Source organism: Klebsiella michiganensis, from assembly GCF_015139575.1.
Taxonomy (GTDB): Bacteria; Pseudomonadota; Gammaproteobacteria; order Enterobacterales; family Enterobacteriaceae; genus Klebsiella; species Klebsiella michiganensis.
Window position 1 is genome coordinate 2,373,574 of record NZ_AP022547.1, and the last position, 15,714, is coordinate 2,389,287.

Below are 15,714 nucleotides of genomic sequence, written 5' to 3' on the forward strand. Positions count from 1 at the left end.
CACAATCAGTGGGCATATGTTGCCAGCCGACGGTGCAGTTTTTGCCTCAAACGCCCCCGGCAAGTGAGCCAACGCGCGTGAACCGGGCCTCCGCAAATCTGGCATTGGCTTTGCATTAAATAAAACGAGTGAATAAAGGTTTAGGGCAGCGGGCCAACGGCGGCACGTATGTCTAAGGATAAAGGCGTCCAGCGGTGCGTAAGCACCGCCGGGCGCTTTTTTTTTGCGCGTTTCTGGAGCGGGTATGGGCGATACGTTTTCAATTTCACGGCGGCGTTTATTACAGGCGGGGGCGGCGCTGGGCGGCGCGATGCTGCTCCCCGGCATAATGCAGGCGGCGTGGGCGGCAGGGTCGGATAAGCCGGAACAGACTACCGTGCGGGTGGGGTTTATTCCGCTGACCGACTGTGCCCCCTTAGCTATCGCTTCCCTGAAGGGATTCGATAAAAAGTACGGCATCACCCTCGTCCCGAGCAAGGAGGCCAGCTGGGCGGCGGTGCGCGACAAGCTGGTTGCCGGGGAGCTGGACGCCGCGCACATTCTGTACGGCATGCTCTACGGCCTTGAGCTGGGGATCGCCAGTAAACCGCAGGCGATGGCCAATCTGATGACCCTTAACCGCAACGGTCAGGCGATAACGCTCTCCAGCGAGCTGCAGGAGAAGGGCGTCACCGACCTGGGCGGGCTGAAAAAACTGATCGGCCAGCAGGCGCCGGGCAGCTACACCTTCGCCCACACCTTCCCAACCGGCACCCACGCGATGTGGCTCTACTACTGGCTGGCGAGCGGTGGAATTCATCCCTTTGACGATATTCGCACCGTCGTGGTGCCGCCGCCGCAGATGGTAATGAACATGCGCATCGGCAATATGAGCGGCTTTTGCGTTGGCGAACCGTGGAACGCGCGCGCGATTAACGATCGTATCGGCTTCACCGCCGCCACTTCGCAGGATATCTGGCCGGAGCATCCGGAAAAAATTCTCGGCACCCGCAGCGAATGGGTTGAGCGTCATCCCAACACCGCGCGCGCGCTGGTGGCGGCGCTGATAGAGGCCCAGCGCTGGATTGACGCATCCGCCGAGAACACTCGCGAAACGGCGCGCCTTCTCGCCAGACGCGCGTGGCTGAACACCAAAGAGCAGTACCTCAGCGGGCGCATGCTCGGCGAATACGACAACGGTATCGGCCACCGCTGGCAGGACGCGCACCCGATGCGCTTCTACGAACGGGGTGAAGTGAGTTTTCCGTGGCTCTCGGACGGCATGTGGTTTTTGACCCAGTTCCGCCGTTGGGGATTGCTGAAGTCGGCGCCGGATTATCTGGCGGTGGCCCAGCGCATTAACCGGATTGACGTCTGGAAAGAGGCCGCGCAGGCGGTCGGCGGCATCAGCGCGCCGACGCAGGCGATGCGCAGCAGCACGCTGATCGATGGCAAGGTCTGGAATGGGGCCGATCCGGAAGGCTACGCCCGCAGTTTCGCGATTCAACGTAAGGGGGCATGAGATGAAACACGCATATAAACCGCAACCGCAGGCCGGCGCCGACAGCGCGCCCGGCGAAGTCATTACCCTGCCGCCGCTGCAGGTGCGCAAAACCACGCCTCCGCTCAGCCGCTGGCTGCGGGATGTTACCCAACGTCTTTTGCCGCCGCTGCTCGGGCTGGGATTGCTGCTGCTGGGCTGGCAGCTGGCGGCGATGAACAGCAAAGGCTTTCCGACGCCGCTCAGCACGCTGGATTCCGCGCTAACCCTTTTCGCCGACCCGTTTTATCAGGACGGGCCGAACGATATGGGCATCGGCTGGAACGTGCTGGCGTCGCTGCAGCGGGTGGCGGTGGGATTTGGCCTTGCCGCGCTGGCGGGAATTCCGCTCGGCTTCCTGATTGGCCGCTCGCTCTTTTTCGCCCGCATGTTTAACCCGCTGATCGCGCTGCTGCGCCCGGTCAGCCCGCTGGCCTGGCTGCCCATCGGCCTGCTGCTGTTCCAGAAAGCGGAACCCGCCTCCAGCTGGACCATTTTTATCTGCTCGATCTGGCCGATGGTCATTAACACCGCCGAGGGCGTGCGGCGCATTCCGGAAGATTACCTCAACGTCGCCCGGGTGCTGCAGCTGTCGGAGTGGACGGTGATGCGCAAGATCCTCTTTCCGGCGGTATTGCCCGCGGTGCTGACCGGGGTTCGTCTCTCCATCGGTATCGCCTGGCTGGTGATTGTCGCCGCCGAAATGCTCACCGGCGGCTTAGGGATCGGCTTCTGGATCTGGAACGAGTGGAACAACCTCAACGTCGAAAACATCATCATCGCCATCGTCATTATCGGCGTGGTCGGGCTGCTGCTGGAACAGGGGTTGATGCTGCTCGCCCGTCGTTTTAGCTGGCAGGAAAAATAGGGAGTCGTAGATGAAACCATTAATTCAGGTCCAGGGCGTCAGCCAGCGTTTTAACACCGCCAGCGGCGAATTCCTGGCATTGCAGAACGTCTCCTTCGACATCTACGAAGGGGAAACCATCAGCCTGATCGGCCACTCCGGCTGCGGTAAATCAACCCTGCTGAATCTGATAGCCGGGATAGCCCTGCCGACGGAAGGCGGCCTGCTGTGCGACAACCGTGAAATCGCCGGGCCTGGGCCGGAACGCGCGGTGGTGTTTCAGAACCACTCTCTGCTGCCGTGGCTAACCTGCTTTGACAACGTGGCGCTGGCGGTGGATCAGGTCTTTCGCCGCAGCATGAGCAAAGGCGAGCGTAAAGAGTGGATTGAGCACAACCTCGAGCGGGTACAGATGGGACACGCCCTGCACAAGCGCCCGGGAGAAATCTCCGGCGGCATGAAGCAGCGCGTTGGCATTGCCCGGGCGCTGGCGATGAAACCGAAAGTGCTGCTGCTTGATGAGCCCTTTGGCGCCCTTGATGCCCTGACGCGGGCGCATTTACAGGACGCGGTTATGCAGATCCAGCAGTCGCTGAATACCACCATCGTCATGATTACCCATGACGTTGATGAAGCGGTGCTGCTTTCCGACCGGGTGCTGATGATGACCAACGGTCCGGCGGCGACGGTCGGGGAGATCCTCGACGTCAATCTGCCGCGACCGCGCCATCGCGTGCAGCTGGCGGACGATAGCCGCTATCACCATCTGCGCCAGCAGATCCTGCACTTCCTCTATGAAAAACAGCCGAAAGCGGCATAGGGGGCGGCGATGAGGCGGCAACTGGTGATTATTGGCAACGGTATGGCGGCCACGCGCCTGGCGCAGGCGCTGGTGGAGCGCGATGCGCAGCGGTTTAGCATCACCCTCATCGGCGATGAGCCGCGCCAGGCCTATAACCGCATTCAGCTGTCGCCGGTGCTTGGCGCCGAGAAAGCGGCAAGCGAGACGCGGCTGCTGCCCGCGTCGTGGTATCCGCGGCATAACGTGACGGTACGCGCCGGTGAAACGGTTACGGCGGTGGATATTGCGGCCCGTACGCTGCAAACCACCGCAGGCGAACTGGGCTGGGATGAGCTGGTGTTCGCCACCGGTTCGCTGCCGTTTCTGCCGCCGCTGCCGGGCATCACCCAGCCGCACGTTTTTGCTTTCCGCACCCTGGCGGACGTTGAGGGCATCCTGGCCATCGACGGCCCGGTGGTGGTCATCGGCGGCGGCGTACTCGGCGTAGAGGCCGCCGCGGCGCTGCGGCGTCATTGTGACAGTGTCACTTTACTCCATCGCGGAAGCGGGCTGATGGAGCAGCAAATCGATGCTTTTGCCGGCGAGCAGCTGCAAATGCTGCTTGCCGAGCGCGGGATTCGCTGCGTGATGGAGAGCCGTATCGCCGCTATTGATGAATATCAGGTGCGGCTGGAGGACGGCCGCGCGTTTGCCGCCTCGCGGGTGGTGCTGGCGACCGGCGTGCAGCCGAACAAACGGCTGGCCGAGCGCAGCGGGCTGGCCTGCGCCCGCGGAATCCTCGTTGACCGCCAGCTGGCAACCGCGCAGCCGGGCGTCAGCGCCATCGGCGAGTGCTGTGAAATCGACGGTCAGACCTGGGGGCTGGTGGCGCCGTGTCTGCGCCAGGCGGAGGTGCTGGCGGACCGCCTGTGCGCGACCCCTGGCGAGGATTTCAGCTGGCAGGACAGCGGCACCCGCCTGAAGGTCACCGGCATTGAGCTCTTCAGCGCCGGCGAGCTGCGGGCCGCCGAACAGGATGACGTATATACCAGCTGGGATCCGCTGGACCGCCACTACCGTCGCCTGCTGCTGCGCGACGGCAAGCTGCGCGGCGTACTGCTGCTGGGCGATTGCAGCAGCGCCGCGCCCCTCACCGCTCTGCTGGGGGCGCATGCGCCGGCGCCGGCAGAGTGGCTCTTCGATCCCTCTTCAACGATGCAGCCGCGCGCTGCGGGACAAACTACGATGACAAAACCTGTATTAGTGCTGGTCGGACACGGTATGGTCGGCCACCATTTTCTTGAGCAATGCGTCGACCGTCACCTTCATCAACAGTACCGGATTGTGGTGTTCTGCGAGGAGCGCTATGCCGCTTACGACCGGGTTCATCTGACTGAATATTTCGCCGGACGCAGCGCGGAATCGCTGTCGCTGGTTGAGGGCGATTTTTTCGCTCAGCACGGTATTGAGCTGCGCCTCAGCGAATCGGTCGCCAGCATCGACCGCGAAGCGAGGGTGGTGCGCGATGCCTTCGGCCACGAAACCCACTGGGATAAGCTGGTGCTGGCGACGGGGTCTTACCCGTTTGTTCCGCCGGTGCCGGGTCATAATCTTGAGGGCTGCTTTGTTTATCGTACGCTAGACGACCTCGACCAGATTGCCGCCCGCGCCGCAACCGCCCGACGGGGTGTGGTTATCGGCGGCGGCCTGCTCGGGCTGGAAGCGGCCAACGCGCTGAAGCAGCTGGGGCTGGAAACTCACGTTGTCGAGTTTGCGCCGAACCTGATGGCGGTGCAGCTGGACAACGGCGGCGCGGCGATGCTGCGGGAAAAAATCAGCCAACTGGGCGTCGGGGTGCATACCAGCAAGGCGACGACGGAAATTGTGCGCAATGAGCAGGGGCTGCAGCTGAACTTCGCCGACGGCAGCTCGCTGGCGACCGATATGCTGGTGTTCTCCGCCGGTATTCGCCCCCAGGACGCGCTGGCGCGCAGCGGCGGACTGAACGTAGGCGAACGTGGCGGCATATGCATCGACAACCAGTGCCGTACCTCCGACCCGGACGTACTGGCGATCGGCGAATGCGCCCTGTGGGAAAACAAAATTTATGGTCTGGTGGCGCCCGGCTATCAGATGGCGCGCGCCGCGGCGGCCACCCTTGCGGGCGAGGCGGGCTGCTTTAGCGGCGCGGATATGAGCACTAAGCTAAAGCTGCTGGGCGTCGATGTCGCCTCGTTCGGCGACGCCCAGGGGCGCACGCCGGGCTGTCAGAGCTATCAGTGGACTGATGGGCCGCAGCAGATCTACAAAAAAATCGTGGTCAGCGCGGAGGGCAAAAAACTGCTCGGCGGGGTGCTGGTCGGGGATGCCAGCGACTATGCCACGCTGCTACAGATGATGCTTAACGGGATGGCTTTACCCAAACACCCGGAAAGCCTGATCCTTCCGGCGCGTGAGGGCAGCGCGCCAAAAGCGCTCGGGGTAGCGGCGCTGCCGGACAGCGCGCAGATTTGCTCCTGTCACAACGTCAGCAAAGGCGATATCTGCCAGGCGGTGAGCGGCGGCGCGGGCGATATGGCGGCGATAAAAAGCTGCACTAAAGCGGCGACCGGCTGCGGCGGCTGTAGCGCGCTGGTGAAACAGGTGATGGAGTACCAGCTTGCCGGGCAGGGCGTCGAAGTTAAAAAGGATATCTGCGAGCACTTTCCGTGGTCGCGGCAGGAGATCTATCACCTGGTACGCGTCAACCATATCCGCACCTTCGAACAGCTGATTGCCCGCTATGGACACGGCCACGGCTGTGAAGTCTGTAAACCTCTGGTGGCCTCGGTGCTGGCCTCCTGCTGGAATGAATATCTGCTGAAGCCGGCGCATCTGCCGCTTCAGGACACCAACGATCGCTACTTCGCCAATATTCAGAAAGACGGCACCTATTCGGTGGTGCCGCGCATGGCGGCGGGAGAGGTGACGCCGGACGGGCTGATTGCGATCGGCCAGATCGCCAAACGCTATCAGCTATACAGTAAAGTGACCGGCGGCCAGCGTATCGACCTGTTCGGCGCGCGCCTGGAGCAGCTCCCGGCAATCTGGCGCGAGCTGGCCGAGGCGGGATTTGAAACCGGCCACGCCTACGGCAAATCCCTGCGGACGGTGAAATCCTGCGTCGGTTCGACCTGGTGCCGCTACGGCGTCCAGGATTCCACCGGCCTGGCGGTCACCCTCGAACATCGCTACAAGGGGCTGCGCGCGCCGCACAAAATTAAAATGGCCGTCTCCGGCTGTACCCGCGAATGCGCGGAAGCCCAAGGGAAAGATATTGGGGTTATCGCCACGGAGAAGGGCTGGAACCTGTACGTTTGCGGCAACGGCGGCATGAAGCCGCGCCATGCCGACCTGTTCGCCAGCGATCTTGATGAGGCCACCCTTATTCGCAGTATTGATCGGCTGCTGATGTTCTACATTCGTACCGCGGATCGCCTGCAGCGCACCAGTACCTGGATGGACAACCTTGAAGGCGGGGTCGACTATCTGCGCGACGTGATCCTCGAAGACAGCCTCGGCATCGGCGAAGAGCTGGAGCAGGAGATGGCGCGGGTGGTCGAGAGCTACCAGTGCGAATGGCAAACCACCCTTAACGATCCGCAGCGGCTGGCGCTGTTCCGCTCCTACGTGAACAGCGATGAGCCGGACGAAAGCGTACAGCGGCAAACCCTGCGCGGCCAGCCGCAGCTGGCCCCGTTCGCGGCGCAGGCCGAACCGGCGCTGCCGTCCCGCCCGTGGCAGGCCATTTGCGATCTCGACGCCATTCCACAGCAGGCGGGGATTGGCGCGCGGCTCGGCGAGCGGCAGATTGCGCTGTTCCGCTTCGGCGACCAGGTGTATGCCCTCGATAACCTTGAACCGGGCAGCGAGGCCAACGTTTTGTCGCGCGGCCTGCTTGGCGATGCGGGCGGCGAACCGATCGTGATTTCGCCTCTGTATAAGCAGCGCATCCGCCTGCGCGATGGCCGCCAGTGCGACGGCGGCGAACTGGCGGTACGCGCCTGGCCGGTCAAAGTGGAGAACGGTAAAGTGTGGGTTGGCAACCAGCAGCTGCTGGCGCGCGCGGAGGCCTCCTGATGACGGAAACCAGGACCACGTGTCCCTATTGCGGAGTCGGCTGCGGCGTTATCGCCAGCCTGAATGCCGATGGCCAGGTTACCGTACGCGGGGATGAGCAGCACCCGGCAAACGTTGGACGCCTGTGCGTGAAGGGGGCGGCGCTGGGCGAAACCGTCGGCCTGGCGGGAAGATTGCTCTTCCCGGAAGTCGACGGCGAGCGCGCAACCTGGACCCAGGCGCTGGCGGCGGCGGGTTCGCGCCTGCGGGAGGTCATCGACCGTCACGGGCCGCAGGCGGTGGCGTTTTATGCCTCCGGCCAGCTGCTGACCGAAGACTACTACGCGGCGAATAAGCTGATGAAGGGGTTTATCGGCGCGGCAAATATCGATACCAATTCGCGGCTGTGCATGTCTTCAGCGGTTACCGGCTACAAACGGGCGCTGGGCGCTGATGTGGTGCCGTGCAGCTATGAGGACGTGGAAAACAGCGATCTGGTGGTGCTGGTCGGGTCGAACGCCGCCTGGGCGCATCCGGTACTCTATCAGCGGCTGGCGCAGGCGAAGCGCGACAATCCGCAGATGCGGGTGGTGGTCATTGATCCGCGTCGGACCGCCACCTGCGATATCGCGGACCGGCATCTGGCGCTGGCTCCCGGCAGCGACGGCGGGCTGTTTGTCGGCCTGCTGAACGCCATTGCCGCCAGCGGCGCCATCAGCGGTGATTTCAGCGATGCGCCGCAGGCGCTGGCTATCGCCCGGAACTGGAACATCAACAAAGTAGCGCAGTTCTGCGGCCTGCCGCGACAGCAGGTCGCCGAGTTCTACAGCGAGTTTATCGCCGCTCCGCGCGCCATCACGCTCTATACCATGGGGATTAACCAATCCGCCAGCGGCAGCGATAAATGCAACGCTATCATCAACGTTCACCTGGCGAGCGGGAAATTTGGCCGCCCGGGCTGCGGGCCTTTTTCGCTGACCGGACAACCTAACGCCATGGGCGGGCGCGAGGTGGGCGGGCTGGCGACCATGCTGGCGGCGCATATGAATTTTGAAACCGATGATTTACGGCGTCTGGCGCGCTTCTGGGGGACCGAACGTCTGGCGCAAACGCCGGGGCTGACGGCGGTGGATCTGTTCGCCGCCATTGGCCGCGGCGAGGTGAAAGCGGTGTGGATTATGGGCACCAATCCGGTGGTGTCGCTGCCGGACAGCCATGCGGTAAGCGAAGCGCTGGCGGCCTGTCCGCTGGTCATCGTTTCCGACGTCGCCGCCGCTACCGATACCGGACGCTTTGCCCATATCCGCTTTCCCGCGCTGGCGTGGGGAGAGAAGAGCGGCACGGTAACCAACTCCGAACGGCGGATCTCACGCCAGCGCGCTTTCATGCCGCCGCCGGGGGAGGCCAGAGCCGACTGGTGGATCGTCGCCCGCGTGGCCCAGGCGCTGGGCTTCGGCTCCGCCTTTGCCTGGCAGCATCCGCACGAGGTGTTCAGCGAACACGCCGCGCTTTCAGGATATGAAAACGATGGCCAGCGGGCGTTTGACATCGGCGGACTGGCGGATCTCAGCCGCGAAGCGTGGGATGCGCTGGAACCGGTGCGCTGGCCGGTGAGCCGCAGCCATGCAAGCTGGGGTTTGCTCAAGGGGTGGCACCGCAGCGGCAAACTGCGCATGGTCCCGGTGACCCCACAGCCCACTCGGGCGGTCACCGATGCGTTCTATCCGCTGATCCTCAACAGCGGGCGGATCCGCGATCAGTGGCACACCATGACCCGCACCGGCGCGGTGCCGCGTCTGATGCAGCATATTAGCGAACCGGTGGTGGAAGTCGCGCCAGCGGACGCGACGCGCTATCAGCTGCTGGAAGGTGAACTGGCGCGGGTCCGCTCACCGAATGGGGTGATGGTAGCAAAAGTGACAATCAGCGCTGGCCAGCGTCCCGGGTCGCTGTTTGTGCCGATGCACTGGAATGATCAGTATGCTCGCCAGGGACGGGTGAATAACCTGCTGAGGGCGGTCACCGACCCGCACTCCGGGCAGCCGGAGAGTAAACAGGCGGCGGTAGCGATAGCCGCCTGGCTGCCGGCGTGGAAAGGCGAGCTTTTTGCTCGCCAGCCGGTTCCGCTCCCCGCCTCGCTGCACTGGCGGCGGCGGGCGGCGCAGGGCGTTATCCATCTTTCGCTGGCGGGGGATATCCGCTCCCGCGACTGGCTTGTGGGCTGGTGTCAGCGACAGGGATGGCAGATGCAGGTAGCCGAAGGCGGCAACGTCTGGAACCTTCTGGCGTGGCAGGGGGGAGAGCTGATGCTCGGCTGGTGGAGCGACGCCAGCGAGCCGGCTATTGATGCCGAGTGGATTCACGCCGCGTTTCGCACCCCGCCGCAGAACGCCGCCCGGCGCCACGCACTATTGAGCGGCAGAAAAGGCGGCGATGAGATGCCGCGCGGGCGCATTATCTGCAGCTGCTTTAGCGTGGGCGAACGGGCGATAGGCGAAGCGATTGCCAGCGGCTGCCGTACGCCTGCCGCGCTGGGGGCGAAGCTCAAATGCGGCACCAGCTGCGGTTCCTGTCTCCCGGAGCTTAAGGCGCTGCTGGCGGCGAAGCGGGTTCAGGCCTGAGATTCAGCATATTCCTGGAATCGCGCGAGAGGCTGCGAGGGCGGGCAAAAAACGATAAACTTAGGTTTTGCCGCCACCACTTCGTGAGTAGACGTAACCGATTTGAGCTCCTTGTCGTTCCGCATAACCCCGTATTTACCGCTTCTTCTGCTGCTGGCAGGCGCGCCCGCCCGCGCGCTGCAGGATAATCAGGCGTTCTCCGGCGCGCCTGAGAGCTTACCCGACCTCGGCCTGGCGCCGCAGGTCGACGACGACGCAAAGCACTTTGCCGAGATGGCGAAGAAATTTGGTGAAGCCAGTATGAGCGATAACGGGCTGACAACCAGCGAACAGGCGCGAGTATTTGCCATCGGTAAACTGGGGAACGAGGTCAGCCACCAGCTGGAGAACTGGCTTTCGCCGTGGGGCAACGCCAACGTCGATCTGCTGGTCGATAAAGAGGGCAATTTTACCGGCAGCAAAGGGAGCTGGTTTGTCCCTCTGCAGGATAACGGCGACTACCTTACCTGGAATCAGTACTCGGTCACCCAGCGGGATACGGGTCTGGTCGGCAATATTGGTCTCGGCCAGCGCTGGCGGATGGGCTCCTGGCTGCTGGGCTACAACTCTTTCTACGATAAAGCCCTGGACGATCGGATGGCGCGCGGCAGCGTCGGGGCCGAAGCCTGGGGTGAGTCGCTGCGCCTGTCGGCGAACTACTACCAGCCGCTCGGCGGCTGGCAGCAGGGGAGTAGCCTGACCCAGCAGCAGCGTATGGCGAGCGGCTACGATGTCACCGCCCAGGCGCGGCTGCCGTTTTATCAGCACATTAATACCAGCGTCAGCGTGGAGCAGTATTTTGGCGATAGCGTCGATCTGTTCCATTCGGGTACCGGCTACCATAACCCGGTCGCGGTGTCGGTGGGGCTGAATTACACTCCCGTTCCGCTGGTGACGGTCACGGCTAAGCATAAGCAGGGCGAGAGCGGCGTCAGCCAAAATGATGTCGGGCTGAAGCTGAACTATCGTTTCGGCGTCCCGCTGAAGCAGCAGCTGGCGGCCGATGAAGTCGCCGTTAGCCGATCGCTTCGCGGCAGCCGCTACGACAGCCCGGAACGGGATAACCTGCCGGTCGTTGAATATCGCCAGCGTAAAACGCTGTCGGTTTATCTGGCGACGCCGCCCTGGGATCTTCAGCCGGGGGAGACGGTGCAGCTGAAACTGCAGATTCGCAGCCTGCACGGCATTAAGTCGCTGAGCTGGCAGGGGGACACCCAGGCGCTAAGCCTGACATCGCCAATTGAGGCGAACAGTACGGACGGCTGGACCGTGATTATGCCGCGCTGGAGCAGCGAAGCCGGGGCGAGCAACCGCTGGCATCTTTCGCTGGTGGTGGAGGATAAAACGGGTCAGCGCGTCTCATCCAATGAGATCGCACTGGCGCTGACTGAGCCGTTGGTACGGGTACCGGCCGAGGGCGTGTCGTGGCAGCATCTGCCCTAGAATACGCGCTCCTGATGGACCCAAACCGCCGCTTCCACGCGCGATTTCAGCTTCATTTTCTTGAGCATATGCTTGACGTGGACTTTGACCGTGCTTTCGGTGATGTCCAGACGGCGGGCGATCATTTTGTTCGGCAGGCCCTGGGCAATCAGCTTGAGAATATCGCGCTCGCGCGGGGTCAGCTGGCTGATGTCGCGGTCCGAGGTGGCGCGATTAGCGCGCAGGCTGGCAGCCAGCACCGGGGTTAACGCTTCGCTGAGCACCATTTCGCCTGCCGCGGCCTGCTGCAGCGCCTTCAGCAGATCTTCCGGTTCCATATCCTTCAGCAGATAGCCGTCGGCGCCGCGTTTCAGAGCGGTCACCACATCTTCTTCATGATTGGAAACGCTAAATACCACCACGCGGCCGGAAAGCGACTTTTCGCGCAGCTTGTCGAGGGTTTCCAGACCGTTCATGCCCGGCATATTGAGATCCAGCAGAATCAAATCGGGATCTAATGATTCCGCCATCGCAATCCCTTGCTCGCCGTTGCTGGCTTCGCCGATAACCTGGATGTCCGGGGCCATGCTGATCAGCTGTTTGACGCCGGTGCGCAGCATCGGGTGATCGTCGATGAGAAGGATGGTTGCCCGTTCCTGTTGACTCATGAAGTTCTCCTTATTGGATTGAAAACGATTTTTCAGGGATAAAAGTGACCACCACTTCGGTACCGCCGGTTTCCCGACGCCGAACCTGACAGTCCCCGCGCAGGCTCTGCGCGCGATCGCGCATGATAATCAGGCCGTAGTGGTTGCTGCGCTCCGCGTGATCCGGCACGCCGCGACCGTTATCGGCCACCGTCAGCCGGACCTGATTGTCCCGCAACGCCACGGTAACGCTGACCTCGGTGGCATTGGCGTGCTTCAGCGCGTTGCTGAGCGCTTCCCGGGCGATTTGCAGCAGATGAATGGCCTGATGCGATGGAACAAAACGCGGCGGCAGCTGATAATCCAGGCGTACCGTGAAACCGAAGTGGGCGCTGTATTCCCGGCAGCTGGCCTCCAGCGCCGGGCGCAGCCCCGGTTCGGTGAGCTGTAGCCGGAAGGTTGTCAGCAGTTCGCGCAGCTGGGCCCAGGAGGTATTGAGTTCATTACGGATTTGCCCCAGCAGCTGGCGGCTCGCTTCCGGCAGATCGTCGCCCTGCATCTGCAGGCAGCTAACCTGCATTTTCATACAGGAGAGCGACTGGGCGATGGAGTCGTGGAGCTCGCGGGCGATAGTGGCGCGCTCCTCCATCACGATAAGCTGCTGCTGGCGCTCCTGATGGCGATCGAGGGCGAGGGTGCCGGTGAGTTGTTCAACCAGCGTATCCACCAGCTGCTGCTGATCGTGGCTCAGATGCCGCCCGGCGGGCAGGGTGGCCAGCAAAATACCGTACTGATTATGGGCATCCGACAGCCGCCATTTTAAGGTGGTGCCGGTATCCGGCAGCGGCGGCAGATCGCGCGGACACAGATAGCAGCCTCTGTCGTCGCACTGAATATCGGAGTGGCAGGAAAACTCCTGATGGTTGTCTTCATCTTCCATATCGTAAACGCGAACTTCAATATCGCGCAGCAGGGTTAGCCCCTGTAACCCGTTAAGAACGGGCGAAATGCGCTCGCAGAGCGGCGCGTTCGAGTGCAGTCGGCGGTTGGCCTGCCACAGGAAGGCGAGGATCTCGTTTTTCTGCTCCAGACCGGCGGTTTTTTCCTGCACCCGGCGTTCAAGCACCGAATAGCTCTCCGCCAGCTCTTCAGACATATTGTTCAGCGCCATACCGAGCGTCGCCATCTCGTTGCGTCCGCTAATCTGCGCGCGCTGGGTAAAATCGCGTCGGCTCACCGCTCGGGCCATGCCGAGCAGCTGTTTCCACGGGCGTAGCAGGCGGGCGCGCAGCCAGACGATGGTAAACACCAGCAGCAGCGCCATCCCCACGGCCATGATGCGCTGGATCCAGACCACGTGTTTAATCCGCTCCTCGGTGGTGTGATCGAAAGCGGTCACCAGTTGGTCGATGCGATCGACAAAGCCAGCGACATCCGTCGCGACCGAGGCCTGATTTTGCGCCCTGCGCATCCCCGGCGCCAGCTCCAACTGCCAGTAGTGCTGTAACGCCTGAAGCTGGCGCTGCTGATCGTCATGGCGGGCGGCGTACTGCAGTTCCGGGCTAAAAACGGTGGCCGTCATTTCATCGAGCAGCTTTTGATCGCTCTCGCCCAGCGGTACTGCCGCCAGCAGGCGGTAGCTCTGCATGCGCAGCGAGCCGGCTTTGTTAATCGCATGCGCGCTGCCCTGAACGCCGTGCACCAGGCGAGAAGAGATCGCCATTCCGGCGACGCCGATGACCGTGGCTAACAGAACGATTAACGCGAGTTGATTAACCAGCGTTAGCGGCGTAAAAAGACGTTTCAACATGGGGTATGAGGCTCCTGACCGGCAAATCATCCGGGAGTGGCGCTTATTCTCGGACATCCCCTGGAGTATACCCATACCCCCAAAGGATTACCCCTTAATTGTCAGGGTGTGATGGGCTGGTGGCAGACGTTCGGGCAATGCCAGCACTGGCGTGAAAAACCACACTTTTTTACGCAGAAATAGCTACTCACTTCGGGTGATGCGTTTTTTTTAGCCAAATTAGCGCCAACTTTTCCTTTGATTTATATCAACTTACCGCCGCCTGTAACCCATAAGGTAGCCAGGGTTAATATGAATTATTAGAGGTGTCTATGAGTCACTCTTCAATCCCGGAGAAGACTAACAGTTCAGTCATTAGCGACTGGCGTCCCGAAGATCCTGAATTCTGGCAGCAGCGCGGTCATCGCGTCGCCAGCCGCAATCTGTGGATCTCCGTCCCGTGTCTTTTGCTGGCATTCTGCGTCTGGATGTTGTTCAGCGCCGTTGCCGTCAACCTGAATAAAGTCGGCTTTCAGTTTACCACCGACCAGTTGTTTATGCTGACCGCGCTCCCGGCGCTCTCCGGCGCGCTGCTGCGCGTGCCTTACGCGTTTATGGTGCCGCTGTTCGGCGGACGTCGCTGGACCGCGTTCAGTACCGGGATCATGATCGTGCCCTGCGTCTGGTTAGGCTTCGCGGTACAGGATACCTCTACGCCCTTCAGCGTTTTCGTGATTATTTCTCTGCTCTGCGGTTTTGCGGGGGCGAACTTTGCTTCCAGTATGGCTAACATCAGCTTCTTCTTTCCGAAACAGAAGCAGGGCGGCGCGCTGGGCATCAACGGCGGCCTCGGGAACATGGGCGTCAGCGTAATGCAGCTGGTTGCCCCTCTGGTGATTTCGCTGTCGATCTTCGCCGTCTTTGGCGGTACCGGCAGCGAGCAGCCGGACGGCTCCATGCTGTATCTGGAAAACGCGGCGTGGATCTGGGTGCCGTTCCTGATTATCTTCACCCTGGCGGCGTGGTTCTTTATGAACGATCTGTCGGCGTCGAAGGCGTCGCTGAGCGAGCAGCTACCGGTACTGAAGCGCGCCCATCTGTGGATTATGGCGCTGCTCTATCTTGCCACCTTCGGCTCGTTTATCGGCTTCTCGGCGGGCTTCGCCATGCTGTCGAAGACCCAGTTTCCGGATGTGCAGATTCTGCATTACGCGTTCTTCGGGCCGTTTATCGGCGCCCTGGCGCGCTCGACCGGCGGGGCGATCTCCGACCGCCTCGGCGGGACTCGCGTGACGCTGGTGAACTTCGTGGTTATGGCTATCTTCTGCGGCCTGCTGTTCCTGACGCTGCCGACCCACGGCGAGGGCGGCAACTTTATTGCCTTCTTCGCGGTATTTATGGTGCTGTTCCTGACCGCCGGTCTGGGCAGCGCGTCTACCTTCCAGATGATCTCGGTTATCTTCCGCAAAATGACCATGGATCGCGTTAAGGCGCAGGGCGGCAGCGAAGCGCAGGCCATGCGTGAAGCGGCGACCGATACGGCGGCGGCGCTGGGCTTTATTTCGGCGATTGGCGCGATTGGCGGCTTCTTTATTCCAAAAGCGTTTGGTATTTCGCTGGATTTAACCGGCTCACCGGCCGGCGCTATGAAGGTCTTCCTGGTGTTCTATATCGCCTGCGTGGTGATTACCTGGGCAGTCTACGGACGCAAGCAGAAATAATATTTCTTTCTGAGTTTCTGCAAAGGGCGCAACGGTATTTGCGCCCTTTTTAGCGTTTATTTTTTAGTTACAACATACTAATGGTATTGGGTAATTTTAAAAGCCCCCTGAAGTCACAGAAAAAATGACTTCAGGGGTATCTACCCCTTAATACCATGGCGGATCGCTAATCCTTATTTTCTGCAGGCTTTTATGAAAAATATCTTTGTTAATCAATAAAATAAAAAATA

The 15,714-nt window shown here is 61.7% G+C and carries 9 protein-coding genes; 7 read left to right on the forward strand and 2 right to left on the reverse strand.

Annotation, left to right across the window (positions count from 1 at the left end; all coding sequences use genetic code 11):
* Window positions 1–244: 244 nt before the first annotated feature.
* The 6 genes from JLG71_RS11200 to JLG71_RS11225 all read left to right on the forward strand — a co-directional run bounded on the left by JLG71_RS11200 (window position 245) and on the right by JLG71_RS11225 (window position 11,348).
* Window positions 245–1,501, forward strand: coding sequence for a CmpA/NrtA family ABC transporter substrate-binding protein (locus JLG71_RS11200; RefSeq protein WP_200914213.1), 1,257 nt, complete (start codon window positions 245–247; stop codon window positions 1,499–1,501).
* 1 nt (window position 1,502) lies between these two features.
* Complete coding sequence (gene ntrB, locus JLG71_RS11205; RefSeq protein WP_014229752.1) at window positions 1,503–2,387, forward strand: nitrate ABC transporter permease; 885 nt, start codon at window positions 1,503–1,505, stop codon at window positions 2,385–2,387.
* Window positions 2,388–2,397: 10 nt separating this feature from the next.
* A complete protein-coding gene (locus JLG71_RS11210; protein ID WP_014838761.1) occupies window positions 2,398–3,186 on the forward strand; it encodes an ABC transporter ATP-binding protein in 789 nt (262 codons plus the stop codon).
* 9 nt (window positions 3,187–3,195) lie between these two features.
* Window positions 3,196–7,266, forward strand: coding sequence for a nitrite reductase large subunit NirB (nirB, locus tag JLG71_RS11215; protein ID WP_077254617.1), 4,071 nt, complete (start codon window positions 3,196–3,198; stop codon window positions 7,264–7,266).
* Entirely contained in the window at window positions 7,266–9,866 is a 2,601-nt protein-coding gene (locus JLG71_RS11220; RefSeq protein WP_025108457.1) for a nitrate reductase, read from the forward strand. Before nirB ends, JLG71_RS11220 begins: the two co-directional genes overlap by 1 nt.
* Before the next feature lie 102 nt (window positions 9,867–9,968).
* Window positions 9,969–11,348, forward strand: a complete 1,380-nt coding sequence (locus JLG71_RS11225; protein WP_033837193.1) for a YchO/YchP family invasin — start codon at window positions 9,969–9,971, stop codon at window positions 11,346–11,348.
* Here the strand turns inward: JLG71_RS11225 and narL are convergent.
* Window positions 11,345–11,995 (reverse strand): two-component system response regulator NarL, encoded by a 651-nt coding sequence (gene narL / locus JLG71_RS11230; RefSeq protein WP_004103129.1) that lies wholly within the window; start codon window positions 11,993–11,995, stop codon window positions 11,345–11,347. The genes JLG71_RS11225 and narL overlap by 4 nt on opposite strands.
* A gap of 10 nt (window positions 11,996–12,005) precedes the next feature.
* Window positions 12,006–13,784, reverse strand: a complete 1,779-nt coding sequence (narX, locus tag JLG71_RS11235) for a nitrate/nitrite two-component system sensor histidine kinase NarX (protein WP_049103428.1) — start codon at window positions 13,782–13,784, stop codon at window positions 12,006–12,008.
* Window positions 13,785–14,095: 311 nt separating this feature from the next.
* Here narX and JLG71_RS11240 point away from each other — a divergent pair, with 311 nt between their 5' ends.
* Window positions 14,096–15,484, forward strand: coding sequence for a NarK family nitrate/nitrite MFS transporter (locus JLG71_RS11240; RefSeq protein WP_004851854.1), 1,389 nt, complete (start codon window positions 14,096–14,098; stop codon window positions 15,482–15,484).
* Window positions 15,485–15,714: the final 230 nt, after the last annotated feature.

Bases quoted from the DNA above. Each gene is read 5' to 3' on its own strand.
- JLG71_RS11200 (WP_200914213.1), top strand. From the start codon at position 245: ATGGGCGATACGTTTTCAATTTCACGGCGGCGTTTATTACAGGCGGGG.
- ntrB (WP_014229752.1), top strand. From the start codon at position 1,503: ATGAAACACGCATATAAACCGCAACCGCAGGCCGGCGCCGACAGCGCG.
- JLG71_RS11210 (WP_014838761.1), top strand. From the start codon at position 2,398: ATGAAACCATTAATTCAGGTCCAGGGCGTCAGCCAGCGTTTTAACACC.
- nirB (WP_077254617.1), top strand. From the start codon at position 3,196: ATGAGGCGGCAACTGGTGATTATTGGCAACGGTATGGCGGCCACGCGC.
- JLG71_RS11220 (WP_025108457.1), top strand. From the start codon at position 7,266: ATGACGGAAACCAGGACCACGTGTCCCTATTGCGGAGTCGGCTGCGGC.
- narL (WP_004103129.1), bottom strand. From the start codon at position 11,995: ATGAGTCAACAGGAACGGGCAACCATCCTTCTCATCGACGATCACCCG.
- narX (WP_049103428.1), bottom strand. From the start codon at position 13,784: ATGTTGAAACGTCTTTTTACGCCGCTAACGCTGGTTAATCAACTCGCG.
- JLG71_RS11240 (WP_004851854.1), top strand. From the start codon at position 14,096: ATGAGTCACTCTTCAATCCCGGAGAAGACTAACAGTTCAGTCATTAGC.